The sequence below is a fragment of the Streptomyces sp. NBC_01294 genome, from assembly GCF_035917235.1.
GTDB classification, from domain to species: Bacteria; Actinomycetota; Actinomycetes; order Streptomycetales; family Streptomycetaceae; genus Streptomyces; species Streptomyces caledonius.
Genome location: NZ_CP108423.1, coordinates 414,192 through 432,808, shown reverse-complemented (window position 1 = coordinate 432,808; position 18,617 = coordinate 414,192). Strand labels below are relative to the sequence as shown.

The following is an 18,617-nucleotide window of genomic DNA, read 5'->3' as shown; positions in this document are numbered from 1 at the left end:
CGAGGCGCGGATGAGGTCCGTTACCCTTGCCGGGCGAGACGATCATGGAATGGGGGGCCGGTCCGGCATGTCGGTGAACGGGGCAGGTGAACGACTGCGGGCCGAGGATCCGCGGGAGATCGCGGGATACCGGCTGGTGGCCCGCATCGGCGAGGGCGGCATGGGAACCGTCTACCTCTCTCGCACCCGTGGCGGGCAGCCCGTCGCGCTGAAGGTGATCCGGCGCGAGTACGGCAGCGCCCCGGGTTTCCGCCGCCGCTTCGAGCAGGAGGTCCAGGCGGCGCGCCGGGTGCAGGGCTACCACGTCGTCCCGGTCGTCGACCACGACACCACCGGCGAACAGCCCTGGCTGGCCTCGGTGTTCGTGCCCGGTCTGTCCCTGCACGAGGCCCTTGCCGCGCACGGCCCGCTGCCGCTGCCCGCCGTTCTCCAGCTCGTCGGCTGCACCGCACGGGCCCTGACCGCGATCCACGCCGCCGGCATCGTGCACCGCGACCTCAAGCCCGGCAACGTCCTGCTGAGCGACCAGGGCCCGTACGTCATCGACTTCGGCATCGCCCGGGCCGCCGATGCCACCCAGCTCACCGCGTCCGGCGGCGTCGTCGGCACCCCGCAGTTCATGTCCCCTGAGCAGGCACTCGGCGACCCTGTAGGACCTGCCGCGGACGTCTTCTCGCTCGGCCTGATCGCCGCCGTCGCCGCCACCGGCCGCCACCCCTACGGCGAGGGCGGCGCCCTCACCCTCGCCGCGCAGATCGCCAACACGGGCGTACGTCCACCCCGCCTGGATCTCTACGACGACCGGCTCCGCCCGCTGCTCGAGCGCTGTCTCTCCGCCGACCCGGGGGCCCGCGTCGGCGCCGGGGAACTGGCCGCGCTGTGCGAGAAGGCCGCGGGCCGTTCCCTGAACGACTTCGCCGGTTGGCTGCCGCAGCCGCTGACCGAGGAGCTCGCCGCTCGTGGGCGTGCCGCACGCACCCCGACGCCCGATCCGACCGTCACCGACCCGGGGCCACGCCCGCCGCACGGCCCCACCTTCGCCACCGCGCCGACCGCCGCTCCGACCGAGGCGCCGACCCCGCCGCCGTACCCCCCGACGGCACCGGCCGCTCCACGGCGTACGCGGACCGGTCTCGTGGTCGCCGGCACCGCCATGGCCGTCGTCCTGGCCGTGGTCGTGACCTGGACGGTGGCCAAGGCCGGCAGTACCGCGGACGGCAGGCAGGAGAAGGGCGAAGGCAAGCCGTCGGGTCAGCCGTCCCACTCCACCGGGCCGGCTCCGACGCCCTCCGCCTCCGCTGCCGCCTCCGACGACTCCGGGTACACCGTCGTCTTCCGGGACCGGCCCTTCGCCCTGCGTTCGCCGAGCGGGGCCAACATCGTGGAGGCCGACCTCGACGTTCCCCAGGTCGTGCAGGACACCCCTGGCCGGGAGATCCAGCTCAGCGAGATCTCGGGCGGCGGCTGGGAGTTCTACACCCCGATGGGCAAGAGCGCCGGAAAGACCCCGCAGCAGTGCCTGCAGGGCGCCCAGTCCGACGTGCTGCCCGCCGAGATCAAGGCGAAGGACCTGCGCGGCACCCTGCCCGTCGGGGCGCTGCTGTGCACGATCACGACCGACAAGCGGCTGGCCATGCTGGAGGTCACCGACATCACCACCAGCCACGGCAACCTGCCCGACTACGCCACCCGGCTCACCCTCTGGCAGAAGCGGTAGCGGCGGGATCACGACCGTGGGGACCAGGCCGGCGGACGCGGTTCGACGGTCCCGGTGAGCCGGTCGGAAACCGGTCCTGGATCAGGCGCTCATTCACGGGACGGCGCTGAGGTCGCGCGGAGCGTCTCGACGCGCTTCTCGATCGCGGTGATCAGCGCCTCGACCCTGGCCAGGAAGATCTGCTCGTCCGTCACCTCGGCGAGCTGCGTGCTCAGTCGGGTGATGTGGGGGAACCCCTGGGGGTCGACCAGGCGGTACTCCCGGCTCCAGGAGGACTCGTCGGCCTCCCGGACGTCCGGGTCGAACAACAGGTAGGCCGCGCGCTGGCCGACGTACGCGAGGAGCGAGTCGCCGACCATCCGGTAGTGGACGGCCGCCTCGGCGCCGTCGAGCCCGGCCTCCGTGACGGCGCCGAGGATGAGCTCGACGACCCGGAACTCGTTGGGCCGCCGGGTGGTCCGGCTGGCCATGGTCGATCCGACCACCGGGTACTTCAGCGCGACCTCCAGCGAGCCGTCGGCGAGCGCCCGTAGCCGGCCCTTCCAGTCGAGGCCCTCGGGGATGCTGTCGAGCACCTCGCCGAGCGTGCGGTCGGCGACGGACAGCAGGAGCTCGTCCTTGTCGCGGAAGTGCCGGTAGATCGCGGTCGGGTCGGCGCCGAGCTCCTCGCCGAGGCGGCGGACGGTGAAGGCGTCCTCGCTGCCGCGAGCCGCGATGCGCAGGCTCGCTTCGATGATCGCGTCGGGTGTGAGCTGGCTGCCCGCGCGCTTGGACCGGGCGGGTGTGTCGGATGGCTTCGGCATGGTGCGGCCAGTGTATCGATTTGGAACAGAGCCAGCGCAACACCGTTGACAACATTGTTGCGCTCCCGTTCACTCCTCCTCAACAACAAGCCGAGCGGGTTCACCCGCCGAGCCGGAGGATGCGTCGATGTCCAACAACAGGCAGCGGGCCGACACCGTATTCGTGGGCGGGAAGGTGTTCACCGGGACCCGTCCGACGCCGATCGACGCCGCCGTCGCCATCGGGGGCGGGCGGATCCTCGCCGTCGCCGACACCGCCACGGTGCACTCCCTCGCCGACGCGGACACCGAGGTGGTCGACCTCGCGGGCGGACTGCTCGTCCCGGGGTTCCAGGACGCCCACGTCCACCCGGCGGTGGCCGGCGTCCAGATGCTCAGCTGCGACCTGAGCGAGGAGCGCTCCATCGACGGCTACCTGGCGGTGGTGGCCGGCTACGCCAAGGAGCACCCCGAGGCGGCCTGGATCCGCGGTGGCGGCTGGTCCATGGACGTCTTTCCCGGGGGAACCCCGACCCGCGCCATGCTCGACGCGGTCGTGCCGGACCGACCTGTCATGCTCACCAACCGGGACGGCCACGGGGCCTGGGTCAACACCCGCGCGCTCGAACTCTCGGGCGTCGACCGCACGACGGCCGACCCGGCGGACGGCCGGATCGAGCGGGAGGCCGACGGCACCCCGGCGGGCACCCTCCAGGAGGGCGCCATGGACCTGGTGGCCCGCCACGTGCCCATCGCCACGCCGGACGAGGCGCACGCGGGGCTGCTCGCCGCGCAGGAGCACCTGTTCTCGCTCGGTGTGACCAGCTGGCAGGACGCCATGATCGGCGCCTTCCCCGGCAACCCCGACAACTACGGCGTCTATCTGCGCGCCGCCCGCGAGGGTTCGCTGCGCGCCCGCGTCGTCGGCGCCCTGTGGTGGGACCGCGAACGAGGCCTGGAACAGATCCCCGAGCTGGAGGAGCGCCGCCGCACCGGCCGGGTGGGGCGCTTCAACGCCACCAGCGTCAAGATCATGCAGGACGGCATCGCCGAGAACTTCACGGCCGGCCTGCTGGAGCCCTACCTCGACGGCTGCGGCTGCGCCACCGCCAACTCCGGGCTGAGCTTCATAGACCCCGACGTGCTCACCGAAGCCGTGTCCCGCCTCGACCGCTCGGGCTTCCAGCTCCACTTCCACGCGCTCGGGGACCGTGCCGTGCGGGAGGTGCTCGACGCACTCGACGCCGCCCGTACGGCCAACGGCGCCAACGACAACCGCCACCACCTCGCCCACCTGCAGATCGTCCACCCCGACGACATCGCGCGCTTCGCGAGCCTGGGGGCGGCCGCGAACATCCAGGCGCTGTGGGCCGCGCACGAGCCGCAGATGGACGAGCTCACCATCCCCTTCCTGGGACCCGAACGGGCCGCCCTCCAGTACCCGTTCGGGGACCTGCAGCGCGCCGGAGCCCGCCTCGTCGCCGGCAGCGACTGGTCGGTGAGCAGCCCCAACCCGCTGTGGGGCATCCACGTCGCCGTCAACCGCGCCGTACCCGACGAGGCCCCCCACACGACCGGGACGTTCGAACCCCTGCCGCCCTTCTTCCCGGAGCAGGCCCTGACCCTGGCCCAGGCGCTGACCGCCTACACCGCGGGCAGCGCCTGGGTGAACCACCTCGACGAGGTCACCGGCACCGTCGAGGTGGGCAAGTACGCGGACCTCGTCGTCCTCGACCGGGATCCCTTCGCCCACCCCGGCGAGGAGATCGCGGAGACCCGCGTGCTCCGGACCTACCTCGACGGCGAACTCGTCTTCGCCGCGACGGACTGAGCAGCGGAGCCCCGGGCGCAACGGCGCAACGGCTCACCGGCGCAACGGCTCACCGGCGCAATGGCTCACCAGCGCACCGGCCGTCCGGCCCTCCCGGGCACGCGCGCCCCCGCGCCCCCGCGCCCCCGCGCCCCCGCGCTCCGAGCCACCCGCACATCGAGGCGCTGACGCGCTGATCACGGACTGCCGGCGGACCGCGCAGTCACCGGCCGGGCCGCCACCGGCCGAGCACCACGCACCCCACCACGCTCACCCCTCAGGGAGCCAGACGATGTCATCAGCCACATCGGGAACCCCGCTGTACCGGCGCAGCCGGATCCGCCACGCAGTGGCGGCCGCCCTCGCGGCGGCCGCGGTGCTCATCACCACCGCGTGCAGCGGCACCGCCGGCCAGGCGAAGGACGGCACCACCGCCTTCCAGCTCACCGACAGGACGCCCGACGCCACCGGCGACGTGGACTCCTTCACCTGGTCGATCTTCGCGGAGCCGGCCAGCATCGACTACGCCCACTCGTTCGACTACCCGCCGAACCAGATCCTCGCCAACGTCTGCGAGAGCCTGCTCCGCTGGAACCCCGATCTGACGACCTCGCCGAACCTCGCGTCCTCGTACACCAACCCGACCCCCACCACCTGGGTCTACCAGATCCGCCCCGGCGTGCGCTTCCACGACGGGACGACGCTCACCGCCGACGACGTCGTGGCCTCGCTGCGCCGCAACCTCGCCCCGGAGACGGCCAGTGTCTGGGCCTACCCCTTCCGGAACGTGAAGTCGGTCGACCGGACCGGGCCGCTGGAGGTCACCGTCACCCTGACCCAGCCCGACTCGACCTTCAACAAGTACCTCGCCGCCAGTCCGGGCACGGTGGAGTCCGCCGCCACCCTCGCCAAGTCCGGCCAGGACTACGGAAATCCGCAGACCGGCGTGAACTGCACCGGCCCCTTCTCCTTCGACTCCTGGACCTCCGGCCAGTCGCTCACGCTCAAGCGCTTCGACGACTACTGGAACCCCGCGCTCAAGGCCAGGTCCGGCCAGGTGAAGTTCGTCTTCCTGGCCGACGCCACGACCCGCGTCAACGCCTTCCAGAGCGGTGAGGTCGACGGCGGCTGGATGGTCCCGCCGAACGCCTACGCCCAACTGCGCGACACCCAGGCCGGAACGCTCTACTTCGGCCGCAACACCACGGTCGCCGACGAGGTGGTCAGCAACCTCAAGGGACCGCTGGGCGACGCCCGGGTGCGGCGCGCCCTGCTCATGGCCGTCGACCGCGAGGGCATCCTCAAGGCCGGCGCCGGCGGGGTCGGCGAGGTCGCCCACTCGCTGGTCACCGACAACCTCTGGAAGGACGCGCCCGACACGACCCGGGACGCGATCCTCAAGGACCTCCCCAGGTACCCGTACGACCCGGCCAAGGCCAAGGCGCTCGCCGCCGAGGCCGGCGTGAACGGCCAGAAGATCGTGATCGCGACCAGTCCGCTGGACTCCCAGACGACCATCATCACCCAGGCCGTCGCCCAGGCCGCCACGGCCATCGGACTGAAGCCGCAGATCGAGTCCCTCTCCGCGGAGAAGTACACGACTCTCTTCACCGACCCGGCCGCGCGCGAGGGCATCGACCTCTTCCTCACCTTCTGGTACACGTCCATCACCGACCCGCTGGACATGTACGGCTCCCTGCAGACCGGCGCGTTCAGCAACTACGGCGGCTGGTCCGACCCCGCCTTCGACGCGGCCGTCGACAAGGCCATCGGCACGTACGACGCCGTCGAGCACACCGCCGCCAACGCCGAGGCCCATCGGATCGCGACGCGGGAACTGCCCTGGCTGCCCCTGTACACCCAGCCCGTGAGCGTCTTCCTCGGCAAGCGGATCACCGGCGTCCAGCCGTCCATCGCCTACCTCTACTACCCGTGGGCGGCCGAGATCGGAGCCAAGGGATGACGGCCGCCGTGGCACGGGCCGGACGGGTGCTGCGCAAGCTGGCCGGCATGGCGGCGACCCTGCTCGTCACCTCCTTCCTCGTCTTCGCCTCCCTGTTCCTGGCGCCGGGGGACCCCGCCTCCTTCCTGGTGAAGGGGCGCAGCCCCAGCCCGCAGGAGCTCGCCGAGATCCGCCGGCAGTACGGCTTCGACGAGCCGTTCCTGGTCCGGTACTGGAACTGGCTGGACGGCGTCCTGCACGGCGACTTCGGCCGCTCGTACCTCTTCCACCAGGACGTCGGCGACGTCATCTGGTCGCGGCTGCCCGCCTCCATGCTGCTGATCGGCGTATCGGCCCTGATGATCGCGGTGGTGGGCATCGGGTCCGGCATCGTGGGCGCCCTGCGGCGGGGAACGCGGACCGACCGCTCCCTGATGCTCCTGGTGACGGTGGGGGCCGCCGCGCCCGCCTTCGTCGCCGCCCTGCTGCTCCGCTCGGTACTGGGCGTGCAGCTGGGCTGGTTCCCGACGATCGGGAACGGCACCGGCATCCTGGACCGGCTGCACCACGTGGTGCTTCCGGCCGCCGCCCTGTCCGTCACCTTCGTGGCCCTGGTGACCCGGGTGACCCGCTCCGCGATGCTCGACGAACTGCGCCGCGAACACGTCGAGGTCGCCCTGAGCCGGGGCACACCCCGCCGGACCGTCATCCGGCGCCACGTCCTGCGCAACGCGCTGGGGCCGATCGTGACCGTCTCCGCCCTCCTGGTCTCGGGGATGCTGGTCAGCACCGCGATCGTGGAGACCGCGTTCGGGATGTCCGGGGTGGGCTCGCTGCTGGTGCAGTCGGTGGACCAGCTGGACTTCCAGGTCGTCCAGGCGATCGTCCTGCTGGTCGTGGCCGCGTTCGTCGTGGTCAACGCCCTCGTCGACCTGGTGCACCCGCTGATCGATCCGCGCATGGCGGCAGCGGGGAGCGCACGATGAGCACACGCACCACACGCACCACACGCACCACACACGCCACAGGGACCGCACGGGGGGCCACCGCCCGCGGCCCGCTGACCCGGCTGCTGACCGGGCTCCGGACCCTCGGCGGCAGCAGGCTCCAGCAGTTCTGCCTGGTGCTGCTCGTCCTGTTCGTCCTGGTGGCGCTGCTGGCGCCGTGGCTCGCGCCCCAGGACCCGACCTTCGGCCGGCTCGGCGACACCCTCCTGGGCCCGAGCGCCGAGCACTGGCTGGGCACCGACCAGGGCGGCCACGACACGTTCTCCGCGCTGATCGAGGGCACCCGGACGAGCCTCGCCGGACCCCTCGCGGTGGTGCTGTTCTCCACCCTCATGGGCACGGCCGTCGGCCTGTTCACCGCGTGGCGCGGCGGATGGATCGACACCGTGGCCGGCCGGGTGCTCGACGTCGTGTTCGCCTTCCCCGCACTGCTGCTCGCGATCCTCGCGGTGGCCCTCTTCGGCAAGGGGATGACAGCGCCGGTGATCGCCATGGCGATCGCCTACATGCCGTACAGCGCACGCCTGGTGCGCGGCCTGGCCGTGCAGGAGAAGGCCCGGCCCTACATCGCCGCCTACCAGGTCCAGGGCCACTCCGCCCTGTTCGTGACGGTCCGCAGGATGCTGCCCAACATCGCCCCGACCCTGCTCGCCCAGTCGACGGTGAACTTCGGGTACGCACTGCTCGACCTCGCCGCCCTCTCGTTCCTCGGGCTGGGCGTGCAGCCACCGACCCCCGACTGGGGCGCCATGATCAACCAGGGGCAGGCCGCCGTGCTGCAGGGCCAGCCGCTCTCCGCGATCGCGCCGGCCGTCGCGGTCGTCCTGGTGGTCGTCGCCTTCAACGTCGTCGGGGAAAGCCTCGGCGACCGGCTCGCGGGGAGGGACTCCTGATGACACTGCTCGCCTACGACGCCCTCAGCGTCACGCTGCCCGCCATGGCCCGCCCGATCCTGGACGGCATCGACCTGCAGCTCCGCGCCGGGGAGGTCGTCGCCCTGGTCGGCGAATCCGGCTCGGGGAAATCGGTCACCGCCCGCGCCGCCCTCGGACTCTTCCCGGACGGTGCCGAAGTCGGCGGCCGGGTCCGCGTCGACGGAACCGACCTGGTCGGCGCCGACGCCGCGAGCCTGCGCGAGGTACGGACCGCCAAGGCCGCGATGATCTACCAGGACCCCCGGGCCGCCATCAACCCGGTACGCCGCGTCGGGGACTTCCTCACCGAGCCGCTGCGCCTGGTCCACGGCTGGTCCAAGGCCCAGGCCGCCGCCCGGGCGGTCGACCTGCTCGGCGCGGTCGGCCTGCCCGACCCCGCCCGGCACATGAACCAGTACCCGCACGAGCTCTCCGGCGGCATGCTCCAGCGCGTCGTCATCGCCGCGGCCCTCACCGCCGAACCGCGACTGCTGCTGTGCGACGAACCGACCACCGCGCTCGACGTCAGCACCCAGGCGGAGATCCTGGCGATCCTGGGCCGGCTCCAGCGCGAACGGGGCCTCGGCCTCCTCCTCATCACCCACGACATCGAGCTCGCGGCAGCGGTCAGCGACCGGATCTACGTGATGTACGCGGGCCGGATCGTCGAGACGGCGCCCGTCGGGGAACTCTTCGCCTCCCCCCGGCACCCCTACACCGCGGGCCTGCTCGGTTCGTCACCGCCGCTCGACGGCCCGCTCGACCGCCTCATCCCCATCCCCGGCGCCCCGATGGGACTGCTGGAGTCCGCTCCGGGCTGCAGCTTCGCGCCGCGCTGCCGGTTCGCCGAGCCCGGCCGCTGCGACCAGGCCCCGCCCGTGCTGCGGCGGCACGGCCCGGCGGAGGTCGCGTGCCACCGCACCGCCGAACTCGCCGGGGCGGCGGCGGCCCCGTCCCCCGCATCCCGCCAGGAGGACCGTTGACCACCGACCCCACTCCCGCGCTCCTGAGGGTGAGCGGACTGCGCAAGACCTACCGGACGGGCGGGAGCGAGGTCGTCGCGGTCGACGACCTGTCGTTCACCCTCCGGGCGGGCGGGGCCCTCGGCATCGTCGGCGAGTCCGGTTCCGGGAAGACCACCACGGCCCGGATGCTGATCGGCCTCGAACGCCCGGACGCGGGACAGATCCTCGTCCAGGGCGAGCCGTTGGCCGCGTCCGTACGGGGAAGGGCGGCGCGGCTGGCCCGGGCCAAGGCCGTCCAGATCGTCTTCCAGGACCCCTATCTCTCCCTGGACGCCCGGATCAGCATCGGCGCGACCATCGACGGCGTGCTCCGGCTGCACGGGACCCGCGACCGTACGGCCCGGGCCGCCCGGGTCGGGGAGCTGCTCGCCCAGGTGGGCCTGGGCGACCGGGAGGCGGCCGCCCTGCCCCGCCGCCTCTCGGGCGGGCAGCGCCAACGCGCGGCGATCGCCCGGGCGCTGGCGGTCGAACCCGCCGTGCTGGTGCTCGACGAGGCCGTGTCCGCCCTGGACGTGTCCGTCCAGGCGCAGGTGCTCAACCTGCTGTCGGACATCCGGCGCGACACCGGCATCGGCCTGGTCTTCGTCAGCCACGACCTGGCCGTCGTCCGCTACGTCTGCGACGAGGCCCTCGTCATGTACCGGGGCCGCACCATGGAGCACCGCCCCGTCTCGGAACTCCTCACCTCCCCCCGGGACCCCTACACCAAGCTGCTGCTGGCATCCGTACCCCGCCCGGGCTGGGACCCCGACTCGATCAGCCGCAACCGGCGCCGTCTCGCCCCGCCCACGGGCACAGCCTCCCGGGGAGGCAGCCGACCGGCCGCGGCGCCGTAGCGCCCCGCGGGCGACGCCGGCGGCGCCGGGGACACCTCGCGAAGCCGGGCGCCGACCGGGCGAAAACGGTTGTGGACATGGCAGGATACGAGGCATGACCATCCGAAAGGCCCATGCCTCGTAGGCTCCCCGGACGGCTCCGACACGAGTCGTCTCGTCACCGCCGGCCGTCCCGCCCACGGGCGGCGGCAACGTCCCCGCAGGACACCGCGGCCTTCTCGCCCGGGACCGCAGCCGGACAGCTGCGCCAAGACGCACCGATCCCGGCAGAGGCGTCCGAGGCCTGGAAAGCGCTGGCTTCCTTGCTCCCCGAACACACAGCCGACCCCTGCCGGCCGGCAGGGGTCCATGTGAACTGCACTCGGCTGATGCGGACGAGTCCGTACAGCCTTTGGGCACGCCTACGAGAACTGCTGGCCGAGCGCGGGCTGATCATCTCCACCACCGTCCTCGTCTACCTCTTCCCGGACGGGCCCCACTCGGAGACCGGTGTCGCCGTGTCGGACGGGGGTCGCGTCTACGAATTCGGCCTCGGCTACGACCGGACGAAGGCGGCAGGCGAACGCAACGCCGTCATCGAGCACTGGCGCGACATCACCGGCCAGTGGCAGGCGCATGCCTTCAGCGCCGAAATCGCAGACACGTTCATCTGGCGACCTCCCGCGCGCCGCACGCACCTCGTCCTCGCCCCGGGGGTGTCACAGGCCGGCTGATCATGGCCTCACGCCACGGCAGACATCCGTACGGGGGATTCGGGGCGCCACTCGCTGCCGAACTCCGGGTTGTGATTCACCATCGGCGGATGCAACCCCGGCCAGGGAGGACCCCATGAGCACCCCGTTCGCGTCCGCCGCCCCCTTTCACGCCCGCTACCGGCCGCCGTACCCGGCGGAGTTCTACAGGCTGCTCGCGGACCGGTTCGCCCTCGACGGCTGGCAGACCGTACTGGACCTCGGCGCCGGGCCGGGCGCGAACAGCATGGCCCTGGCGCCGCTGGTCGACCACGTCTACGCCGTCGACCCGGAACCGGCCATGCTCGCCGAAGGGCGCAGGCTCGCCGAGGAGCACGGCTGTACGAACGTCTCCTGGCTGGAGGGTGACGCCTCCGTGGTCAGCCGGCTGTGCCTGCCCCGGATCGACCTGTGCGTCATCGGCAGCGCGTTCCGCCGGATGGACCGGGTACGGGTGCTGGCCGACCTCGACGCCATGCTCGCGCCCCGGGGCGGGATCGTCCTCGTCTCCTCCGCGGCCGGTCCGGAGGGGCAGAGTCCGCCCTGGATCTCCGTCGTGGAGGAGGTGTGCGCGCACTTCCTCGGAGCCGACGGGCGCACGGAGGACGGCGTGGCCGGTCCGGATGACCCGGCCCGTCCGGAGGACCAGGCCCGTCCCGAGGACCTGGACGAGCACCTTGCGAAGTCGGCGTTCTCCCGTATCGACACGACCGTCTGGAACCAGCGTCTGCGCTTCACCGCGGACCAGCTGGTCGGCCTCCAGCTCTCCTTCCCCCGGTCCAGTCCGGCCCTGCTCGGCGACCGGCAGGGGGCCTTCGAGTCCGCGCTGCGTCAGGCCCTGCTGGACCACGACCCGGGCGGCACGTACACCCGGACCGTCGCCGTCACGGCCACCCTCGCGACGAGGCCTCGGCCGTGACCGGAGGCCCGGTTCACTGACCGGGCCCGGCCCGCCGCCGTCCAACCGTCACATGGTGGGATGGTCGCACTGGCCGCACTGGCCGAGGGAGGGTTCGGGAGAGTGCGGCTCGCGGAGTTGAGTGAGCGGAGCGGCGTCGCGATCGCCACGATCAAGTACTACCTGCGCGAAGGGCTGTTGCCGCCGGGCCATCGGGTCAGCGCGACGACCGCCGACTACGACGACGGCCACTTGCGCAGGCTGCGGCTGGTCCGCGCGATGATCCAGGTCGGCCAGGTCGGCCAGGTCCCGGTGGCAACGGTCCGTGAAGTGCTCCGGCACGTCGACGACGACTCCCTGGGCCGGACGATCCGCCTCGGCACGGCCCAGTGGGCGCTGCCCGAGGAGCCCGGGCCGGGCGACCAGCAGGGCGACGACGAGGCCGTGGTCACCGCGCGCGCCGAGGTCGGCGTGCTCGGCTGGTCCACCGCCCGGGAGTTGGGCGACCTGTCCCCCGTCCACCGGTCGCTCGTGGCGTGGGTGGCCACGCTCATCCGGCTCGGCCATCCGTGGGATGCCGCCCTGATGGCCCCGTACGCCCGGCTGATGCACCAAGCGGCCGTGCGCGACCTGGACTTGGTGGAGGCGTACCCCTCCGAGGCACAGAAGGCCGAGGCGGCCGTCGCGGCGGCCATACTCTTCCAGCCGGTGCTCAAGGCGCTGCACCGACTCGCCCAGGAGGAGGAGTCGGCCCGGCGGTACGGCCTGTCGTGACCCGCGGGTTCAGCCCCACCGTCGGCCGCCCCGGCCGCCCCCCGGACGCTCCGGGGCGCTCTCAGCCGTCGAGTGCGGTGAGCAGCTCGCGCTCGCGGGCCGTGCTCAGGCCGGCCCGTCGGGTCCGGTCCAGCCCCTCGGCGCGCTCCCACCGCAGCAGGTCCTCCAGCATCTCCACACGCGGCCGGTGCTGCAGCCCGGCCGCGCGCGCCGCGGCTCCGCTGCGCGCACAGAAGCCCGCCCACAGGGGATCCGGCATCCACATGGCCATCGACTCGGGGCCCATGAACGGCCCGACCCCCTGATCGAGCAGCCACTGGGCCTCCACCGACGCCACCGGCCCGGTGTGCCCGGCCACGCGCCGCGACAGGTCCACCCACTCGTCGAAGGGGACGACGGGCCCGACGGCGTCGAAGGTTCCGGCGGCGCGCTTCTCCGCGAGGTCCAGCAGCCAGCCCGCGAGGTCGCGCACGTCGACCGCCTGCGTCGGCAGGCCGGGGGAACGGGGGACGAGCATCGGCTGGTCCACCTCGCGAGCGGAGCGGGCCACCCAGTACCCCGACCGCCCGCTGTGGTCGCCGGGCCCTGCGATCAGGCCGGCCCGGGCGATGACGAGCCGGTCTCCCACCGCCGCGAGCGAGGCCGCCTCGCAGGTGACCTTGGCCTCGCCGTACTCCTCCCGCTCCACGTACGGCCCGTCGGCCGGGGCGAGCAGCGCGGCCGACTCGTCGGCGCCGACCGTGCCGTGGTCGGCGTAGGCGCTGATGGAGGAGACGTAGGTCCAGTGCCTGGCCCGCCCGGCGAGGGCCGCGAGCGCGCCCCGGACGAAGCCCGGCTGCCACGACACCTCCATCACCGCGTCCCAGTCGCGGTCGAGGAGCTCGTCGTAGGCGGACTCCTGCTTCCGGTCCGCCGCCACCAGCCGGGCACCGGGGGCGACGGCGCCGCTCTCGCCGCGCGCCAGGCAGGTCACCTCGTGCCCGCGCTCCAGTGCCTGCCGCGTGATCTCACGGCCCAACCATGCGGTCCCGCCCAGTATCAGAAGATCCATCCCGCTACCTCAGCACATCGGGGGTGCACCCGCGAGCTCGGTTCGCGCTCGGCGAAGGACAGGTGTGGGAGGGGTGCGGATGGGGAGAGGGCGGGGAGAAGGCGGGGTGCGGGTACGGATCCGGCCAGGCCCGCGAGGCGCCGTTGACTGCGTGACAGGGGCATGGAAATCTCAACGCGCGATCCTGGCAACGGATTTCCGGTACGGCGGGAGGGGCGGACATGGCGGTACGTTCACTCAGGCTTTCGGCGGTGGCACTGGTCGCCGCGGGTGCCCTGCTCGGGGCGGGCGCCGCGGTGCCCGCGCAGGCCGCCGGTGCCGCCGGCGGCCACCCGGTCACGGTGGGTGCGCCGGCCATCGAGAGCGATCCGACCCCCGAGGAGCAGGAGCGGCTGCGGGAGATCGCCGGTTCTATCTGGACCCCGGAACTGGCCGCGGGCTGGAACATGAACGCCGAGGTGGCGGACGTGCTGTCGGAGGTGACCGGCGGCATCCTCAAGTGCTCCGAGGCCTTCGCCCTGGTCCCCAGGCCCCCGGGTTTCGTGCCGGGGCTCAGCTACCTGCGCCAGTACTGGAAGCAGATCAGGGACTACTTCCTGGTGGTCAGGGACAACCGCACCTACCGCGCCTGCGTGGTGTCCGCGGCAGCCCATTACCGGTCGATCATCGAGATGGCGTCGGCCGGCATCTGAGCGGCGCGGACAGCCGCCGGGCAGCCGCCGGGCAGCGCCCGGTCGGCCCGGTCGTCACAGGTCCCGCCGCATGCAGGCGCGGGGCCACCGGTCCAGACCGTGTGCCGCCTCCTGCGCGCGGATCTCCCGCAGTCCGGGGGTGAGTCCGGCGTCGTTCAGGAGCCGGAAGCCGCAGCGCGCGTAGTACGGGGCGTTCCACGGGACCTCGGTGAAGGTGGTGAGGGTCAGCGCGGGGACCTCTTCGCGCACGGCCAGCCCTGCCAGGTGTTCCAGCAGGGACCGGCCCACGCCGCGGCGCGCATGGTCCGGATGGACGGACACCTGCTCGACGTGGAGGCTGCCGTCGACCCGGTCGGCGATCAGGTAGGCGACCGGTGCGTCGGCCCCGTCGACCGCGACCCAGGCCAGCCGGGCCCGCTGGTAGCGGGCGAGTTCACCGGTCGTCAGCGGTTCGTCGTCGGCGATCTCCGGCATGCCGATGTCCCGGAAGCAGCGACCGGCTGCCCGCTCGACGTCCTGGAGGACGGTCAGTTCGTCCGGGCGTACTGCGCGAATGGCCATGGACGCATTGTCCGGGGCGGGCCGCCCGGGGGCATCCGAGTATTCGGCTCACGTCCCGGCCGCGGCCGACCGGTTTGTGCTCCGTACGAGTTCTCTTGGGGTGCCGTTCGGCCGCAGGGCCGAGTCCATGATCATCATTTTGTCTCCCCATCGGTTTGATACGGCTATGCCACGAATGCGACGGACACAACCGACCAAGGCGTGGGGCGCCGTTGCGGCGGTGACGGGGGCCATGCTGGTCGTCGCCGCGGCACCGGGCCGGGCGCCCGGTGCGGACAACTCGGAGGGGACGTTCGCGGGTCCCCCGCGGGAAGCGGCGCTCACCCTGCTGGTCGGGAGGATGCTGGACGAGGGCCGCGAGGCCGGTGGGGCGGGGTGCGACGTCCGCATGTTCCGGTCCGGTCTGTGCAGCGGCTGGCAGGAACAGCGGGTACGGGCCACCGCGCGCGGAGTGGGATCCGTACTGAGGGAGCCCTCCCTCGGCGATGCGGCGCACACGGCCCGGACGGAGGTCCTTCCCACGGACGCCGGCGGCCCGCTGGAGATCACCCTCGCGGAACCGGGCCGCCTCACGGACGTGACCGTACGCGACGCGCACGGCCGCCACCTTTCCGGTGAACTCGCCCCGCACAGCGAGCGCTGGACGAACACCGAGCCGCTGCGGGCGGGGCAGGCCTACACCGTGCAGGTCGGCGCCCAGGACGAGGCGGGAACCCCGGTCGGCGTGACCATGGCCTTCCGGACCGCGCCGCCCGCGGACGGGGGCAGGCTGACCGTCGAGTTCGGGCCCCGCCCCGGCACGTACGGCGCGGGGGAGATCGTGACGGCCGCCCTCAGCCGGCCGGTTCCCGCCGACGACCTCCCGGCCCGCGCCCGGCTGGAGCAGGCACTGGAAGTGACCTCGGAGCCCCACGTCGAAGGCGCCTGGCACTGGGTCGACGATTCGACCCTGCACTTCCGGCCGCGCACGTACTGGCCCGCCCACACCGTCGTCCGCGTCCGCAGCGGTCTCGACGGGGTCCAGGTCGGGGACCACGACTACGGCGGCCCCTCCGACGCCCTGGAGTTCACCATCGCGGACCGGATCGAGGCCGTCACCGACTCCGCCACCCACCGGATGACCGTACGCCGCAACGGACGGGTCATCAAGACGATCCCGGTCACCACCGGCAAGGCGGGGTTCAGGACGCGCAGCGGCATCAAGGTCGTCCTGCGCAAGGAGCCCAAGGTCCGGATGCGCGGGGACAGCGTCGGCATCAAGCGCGGCACCAAGGAGTTCTACGACCTGCCCGTCCTCTACGCGACGCGCGTGACGTGGAGCGGCGAGTACATCCACGCCGCGCCCTGGTCGGTCGAGGCTCAGGGCGAGGAGAACGTCAGCCACGGCTGTACGGGCATGAGCACCGAGGACGCCGCCTGGTTCTTCCGGACGGTCCGCGAAGGGGACATCGTGGAGGTGGTCAACAGCGGGGGAGCGAAGATGGCCCCCTTCGACAACGGCATCGGCGACTGGAACATGGACTGGCGGAGCTGGCTGGCGGGCAGCGCCCTGGCCACCATGGATGCCGGCCCGCAGAGTTCACCGACCACTCCGTCCCGGCTGCACCCGACCACCTGACCGCCGCGGGCGCGGTCGGGGTCGCGGTCGCGGTCGGGGTCGGGGATGGTGCCCGGGGTCGGGTGGGCGGCGGACGGACCGGGGAGCCGCAGTACGGCGACCGCTCACGGGCGGGGCCGGGCCTGCCCTACGATCACCGCATGATCAAAGGAGTGATGTTCGACTTCTCCGGCACGCTGCTGCGCATCGAGTCGACCGAGGAGTGGCTCGCCACCACCCTCGCGGCGACCGGCATCACGCTGGCCGACGAGGAGTTCGCCGAGACGGCGCGGCGGCTGACGGAGTACGGAGCCCTGCCGGGCGGGCCGGCGCCCCGGCACATACCCGCGCACCTCGAAACGCTCTGGCACGAGCGGGACATGAGCGCCGAGCAGCACCGCGCCGCCTACGGCGGGCTGGCGGAGGCGGCCGGGCTGCCGGCAGCGGAGCTGGTGCAGGCGCTCTACGACCGCCACATGACCCCGGCCGCCTGGCAGCCGTACCCGGACACCGAACCGACGCTGCGTGAACTGCGGCGGCGGGGCGTCCCGGTGGCCGTGGTGAGCAACATCGGATGGGACCTCCGGCCGGTCTTCCGCGCGCACGGCCTGGACGCGCTGGTCGACACCTACGTGCTGTCCTTCGAGCTGGGCGCGCAGAAGCCCGATCCGGTCGTCTTCCGGACCGCCTGCGACCGGCTCGGCCTGGTGCCGGCCGACGTGCTGATGGTCGGCGACGACCGCAGGGCGGACGGCGGCGCGCGGGCCCTGGGCTGCCCGGTGCACTTCGTCGACCACCTGCCGGTCGATCAGCGCCCCGGGGGACTGGCGCCGCTCCTGGACCTGCTCGGGTCCTCGTAGCCGCCGACTCCGCGGACCGTCAGCGCCGGTAAAGGTGACGGTGACGGTGACGGTGCGTCATTGACCAGCAGGCATCGGCGTCAGAGGTGACTGCCGTCCACGTTCCACTCCGGCGGCAGTGCCCCGTCGCAGAACACGCAGACGAAGTCCCCGTCCCGCACGATGTTGAGCCGGCGACAGGCGGGGCAGCGCCGGAACACCACCGCGTGCGTGAACCCGGACGGGCGCTCGATCCCGGCCGCGTCCAGCGCGTCCGCGACAGCCGTCCACGACCCGACGTCGGGACAGTAGCCGGTCGACTGGTTGCTGACCTCGCAGACCGCCCATGCTCCGGACTCCGTGCGGAAGGCCATCTCACCGGCTCCCAGAACCGGTTCCGCCCCGGCACACGCCACGTGCTCGCTGCGCCGCGGCGCGAGACGCAGGACACCGGCGGTGTCGACGACGAAGGTGAAGGGCTCGGCCAGTTCCTCCGCCGGCAGCGCCGAAGCCCAGTCCCCGAGGTCCGCAGCCGAGCGAATCCTCCGGCCCTCGCACCCGGGCCGGACGAGCGCCAACAGCTCGGCAGGTCCAACGTACCGGTAAGCCCGCCCCCGCACACCCATACCCGCGCACCCCAGCCCTCGCCCTGTCCCGAGGAAGGAGGGTACGCCGACCGAGGCGCCCTGCGGATGGACGGACTCGGAGCAGGCTCCGTCGCAGGCACGGGGGCACACGGACGGTGGGCGGGGGTGGATGTGCGGCCGACGGGCGGCGCGGCGGCGGCTTCGGTGCGGGCAGCCGGTCTATACAGGGGCTGGAGAGGGTCCGTAGAGACTGGGTGCAGGGGAGAGGCAGGAGATCCGCGATGTCGGCACAGGGTCCCGAGAAGCAACCCGCGACGACCGAACTCGACGCCCGCTACAACTCCGCGCTCACTCCTCGCCCGGGTGCCGCGGACGTCACCGCCACCGAGTGGGCCGAGGCGCAGCGACAGCTGGAGGCGGCCGAGATCTTCTGGGTGTCCACGGTGCGCCCCGACGGCCGGCTCCACGTCACTCCCGTGATCGCCGCCTGGCACGCCGGGGTGCTGTACTTCTCCACCGGCCCGGGCGAGCAGAAGGCGAGGAACCTCGCTCACGACGGGCACTGCGCGCTGACCACCGGCGGCAACTCGCTCACCGAAGGGCTCGACCTCGTGATCGAGGGCACGGCGGAGCAGGTCGCCGACCGGGCGGTGCTGGAGGAGGTGATCGCGGCGTTCGAGACGAAGTACGGGCACCACATGACCTCGCCCGAAGGGACCTTCCACGGGATGGGGGACGCGATCCGGAAGGGGGACGACATGGTCTTCGCGGTGGCCCCGGGCACGGCGTACGGCTTCGGCCGGGACGACGGGGTCTACACCCACACCCGCTGGACGTTCTGAACGTTCTGGACG

18 protein-coding genes are annotated in these 18,617 nt (G+C 72.7%); 14 read left to right on the top strand and 4 right to left on the bottom strand.

Annotated features, from left to right (window positions below):
- The first annotated feature begins 49 nt into the window (after positions 1-49).
- Entirely contained in the window at positions 50-1,717 is a 1,668-nt protein-coding gene (locus OG534_RS02150) for a serine/threonine-protein kinase (RefSeq protein WP_326586353.1), read from the top strand.
- An 89-nt stretch (positions 1,718-1,806) separates the two neighbouring features.
- On the opposite strand, the gene OG534_RS02145 is transcribed toward OG534_RS02150, so the two are convergent.
- Positions 1,807-2,520, bottom strand: coding sequence for a TetR/AcrR family transcriptional regulator (locus OG534_RS02145; protein WP_326586352.1), 714 nt, complete (start codon positions 2,518-2,520; stop codon positions 1,807-1,809).
- A 127-nt stretch (positions 2,521-2,647) separates the two neighbouring features.
- Here OG534_RS02145 and OG534_RS02140 point away from each other — a divergent pair, with 127 nt between their 5' ends.
- The 9 genes from OG534_RS02140 (at position 2,648) to OG534_RS02100 (ending at position 12,436) form a co-directional block, all read left to right on the top strand.
- Positions 2,648-4,330: an amidohydrolase gene (locus tag OG534_RS02140; protein WP_326586351.1), complete on the top strand. Its 1,683-nt coding sequence runs from the start codon at positions 2,648-2,650 to the stop codon at positions 4,328-4,330.
- 271 nt (positions 4,331-4,601) lie between these two features.
- Positions 4,602-6,272, top strand: a complete 1,671-nt coding sequence (locus tag OG534_RS02135) for an ABC transporter substrate-binding protein (protein WP_326586350.1) — start codon at positions 4,602-4,604, stop codon at positions 6,270-6,272.
- On the top strand, positions 6,269-7,237 hold the full coding sequence (locus OG534_RS02130; protein WP_326586349.1) for an ABC transporter permease: 969 nt from the start codon (positions 6,269-6,271) through the stop codon (positions 7,235-7,237). The genes OG534_RS02135 and OG534_RS02130 overlap by 4 nt, the downstream gene beginning before the upstream one ends.
- Positions 7,234-8,151, top strand: coding sequence for an ABC transporter permease (locus OG534_RS02125; RefSeq protein ID WP_326586348.1), 918 nt, complete (start codon positions 7,234-7,236; stop codon positions 8,149-8,151). The genes OG534_RS02130 and OG534_RS02125 overlap by 4 nt, the downstream gene beginning before the upstream one ends.
- Positions 8,151-9,155 (top strand): ABC transporter ATP-binding protein, encoded by a 1,005-nt coding sequence (locus OG534_RS02120; RefSeq protein WP_326586347.1) that lies wholly within the window; start codon positions 8,151-8,153, stop codon positions 9,153-9,155. The genes OG534_RS02125 and OG534_RS02120 overlap by 1 nt, the downstream gene beginning before the upstream one ends.
- Positions 9,152-10,033, top strand: coding sequence for an ABC transporter ATP-binding protein (locus OG534_RS02115; protein ID WP_326586346.1), 882 nt, complete (start codon positions 9,152-9,154; stop codon positions 10,031-10,033). Before OG534_RS02120 ends, OG534_RS02115 begins: the two co-directional genes overlap by 4 nt.
- A gap of 368 nt (positions 10,034-10,401) precedes the next feature.
- Positions 10,402-10,746, top strand: coding sequence for a hypothetical protein (locus OG534_RS02110; protein ID WP_326586345.1), 345 nt, complete (start codon positions 10,402-10,404; stop codon positions 10,744-10,746).
- Positions 10,747-10,861: 115 nt separating this feature from the next.
- The gene (locus tag OG534_RS02105; protein ID WP_326586344.1) at positions 10,862-11,683 is read left to right on the top strand and encodes a class I SAM-dependent methyltransferase; all 822 of its coding nucleotides are present in this window, start codon (positions 10,862-10,864) and stop codon (positions 11,681-11,683) included.
- A 102-nt stretch (positions 11,684-11,785) separates the two neighbouring features.
- A complete protein-coding gene (locus OG534_RS02100; protein WP_326593418.1) occupies positions 11,786-12,436 on the top strand; it encodes a MerR family transcriptional regulator in 651 nt (216 codons plus the stop codon).
- Positions 12,437-12,497: 61 nt separating this feature from the next.
- On the opposite strand, the gene OG534_RS02095 is transcribed toward OG534_RS02100, so the two are convergent.
- Positions 12,498-13,487, bottom strand: a complete 990-nt coding sequence (locus OG534_RS02095; RefSeq protein WP_326586343.1) for an NAD-dependent epimerase/dehydratase family protein — start codon at positions 13,485-13,487, stop codon at positions 12,498-12,500.
- Positions 13,488-13,708: 221 nt separating this feature from the next.
- On the opposite strand from OG534_RS02095, the gene OG534_RS02090 reads away from it, so the two are divergent.
- Entirely contained in the window at positions 13,709-14,179 is a 471-nt protein-coding gene (locus OG534_RS02090; RefSeq protein WP_326586342.1) for a hypothetical protein, read from the top strand.
- 54 nt (positions 14,180-14,233) lie between these two features.
- Here OG534_RS02090 and OG534_RS02085 read toward each other — a convergent pair whose 3' ends face one another.
- Complete coding sequence (locus OG534_RS02085) at positions 14,234-14,740, bottom strand: GNAT family N-acetyltransferase (RefSeq protein ID WP_326586341.1); 507 nt, start codon at positions 14,738-14,740, stop codon at positions 14,234-14,236.
- A gap of 166 nt (positions 14,741-14,906) precedes the next feature.
- Here OG534_RS02085 and OG534_RS02080 point away from each other — a divergent pair, with 166 nt between their 5' ends.
- Together OG534_RS02080 and OG534_RS02075 are read left to right on the top strand one after the other, a co-directional pair.
- Entirely contained in the window at positions 14,907-16,358 is a 1,452-nt protein-coding gene (locus tag OG534_RS02080) for a L,D-transpeptidase (protein ID WP_326586340.1), read from the top strand.
- Positions 16,359-16,498: 140 nt separating this feature from the next.
- A complete protein-coding gene (locus OG534_RS02075) occupies positions 16,499-17,197 on the top strand; it encodes an HAD family hydrolase (RefSeq protein WP_326586339.1) in 699 nt (232 codons plus the stop codon).
- An 80-nt stretch (positions 17,198-17,277) separates the two neighbouring features.
- Here OG534_RS02075 and OG534_RS02070 read toward each other — a convergent pair whose 3' ends face one another.
- Entirely contained in the window at positions 17,278-17,802 is a 525-nt protein-coding gene (locus tag OG534_RS02070) for a hypothetical protein (protein WP_326586338.1), read from the bottom strand.
- Between the two features lie 242 nt (positions 17,803-18,044).
- Here OG534_RS02070 and OG534_RS02065 point away from each other — a divergent pair, with 242 nt between their 5' ends.
- Positions 18,045-18,605, top strand: coding sequence for a pyridoxamine 5'-phosphate oxidase family protein (locus tag OG534_RS02065; RefSeq protein WP_326586337.1), 561 nt, complete (start codon positions 18,045-18,047; stop codon positions 18,603-18,605).
- Positions 18,606-18,617 lie beyond the last annotated feature (12 nt).

Bases quoted from the DNA above. Each gene is read 5' to 3' on its own strand.
- OG534_RS02150 (WP_326586353.1), top strand. From the start codon at position 50: ATGGGGGGCCGGTCCGGCATGTCGGTGAACGGGGCAGGTGAACGACTG.
- OG534_RS02145 (WP_326586352.1), bottom strand. From the start codon at position 2,520: ATGCCGAAGCCATCCGACACACCCGCCCGGTCCAAGCGCGCGGGCAGC.
- OG534_RS02140 (WP_326586351.1), top strand. From the start codon at position 2,648: ATGTCCAACAACAGGCAGCGGGCCGACACCGTATTCGTGGGCGGGAAG.
- OG534_RS02135 (WP_326586350.1), top strand. From the start codon at position 4,602: ATGTCATCAGCCACATCGGGAACCCCGCTGTACCGGCGCAGCCGGATC.
- OG534_RS02130 (WP_326586349.1), top strand. From the start codon at position 6,269: ATGACGGCCGCCGTGGCACGGGCCGGACGGGTGCTGCGCAAGCTGGCC.
- OG534_RS02125 (WP_326586348.1), top strand. From the start codon at position 7,234: ATGAGCACACGCACCACACGCACCACACGCACCACACACGCCACAGGG.
- OG534_RS02120 (WP_326586347.1), top strand. From the start codon at position 8,151: ATGACACTGCTCGCCTACGACGCCCTCAGCGTCACGCTGCCCGCCATG.
- OG534_RS02110 (WP_326586345.1), top strand. From the start codon at position 10,402: ATGCGGACGAGTCCGTACAGCCTTTGGGCACGCCTACGAGAACTGCTG.
- OG534_RS02105 (WP_326586344.1), top strand. From the start codon at position 10,862: ATGAGCACCCCGTTCGCGTCCGCCGCCCCCTTTCACGCCCGCTACCGG.
- OG534_RS02095 (WP_326586343.1), bottom strand. From the start codon at position 13,487: ATGGATCTTCTGATACTGGGCGGGACCGCATGGTTGGGCCGTGAGATC.
- OG534_RS02090 (WP_326586342.1), top strand. From the start codon at position 13,709: ATGGCGGTACGTTCACTCAGGCTTTCGGCGGTGGCACTGGTCGCCGCG.
- OG534_RS02085 (WP_326586341.1), bottom strand. From the start codon at position 14,740: ATGGCCATTCGCGCAGTACGCCCGGACGAACTGACCGTCCTCCAGGAC.
- OG534_RS02080 (WP_326586340.1), top strand. From the start codon at position 14,907: ATGCCACGAATGCGACGGACACAACCGACCAAGGCGTGGGGCGCCGTT.
- OG534_RS02075 (WP_326586339.1), top strand. From the start codon at position 16,499: ATGATCAAAGGAGTGATGTTCGACTTCTCCGGCACGCTGCTGCGCATC.
- OG534_RS02070 (WP_326586338.1), bottom strand. From the start codon at position 17,802: ATGGGTGTGCGGGGGCGGGCTTACCGGTACGTTGGACCTGCCGAGCTG.
- OG534_RS02065 (WP_326586337.1), top strand. From the start codon at position 18,045: ATGTCGGCACAGGGTCCCGAGAAGCAACCCGCGACGACCGAACTCGAC.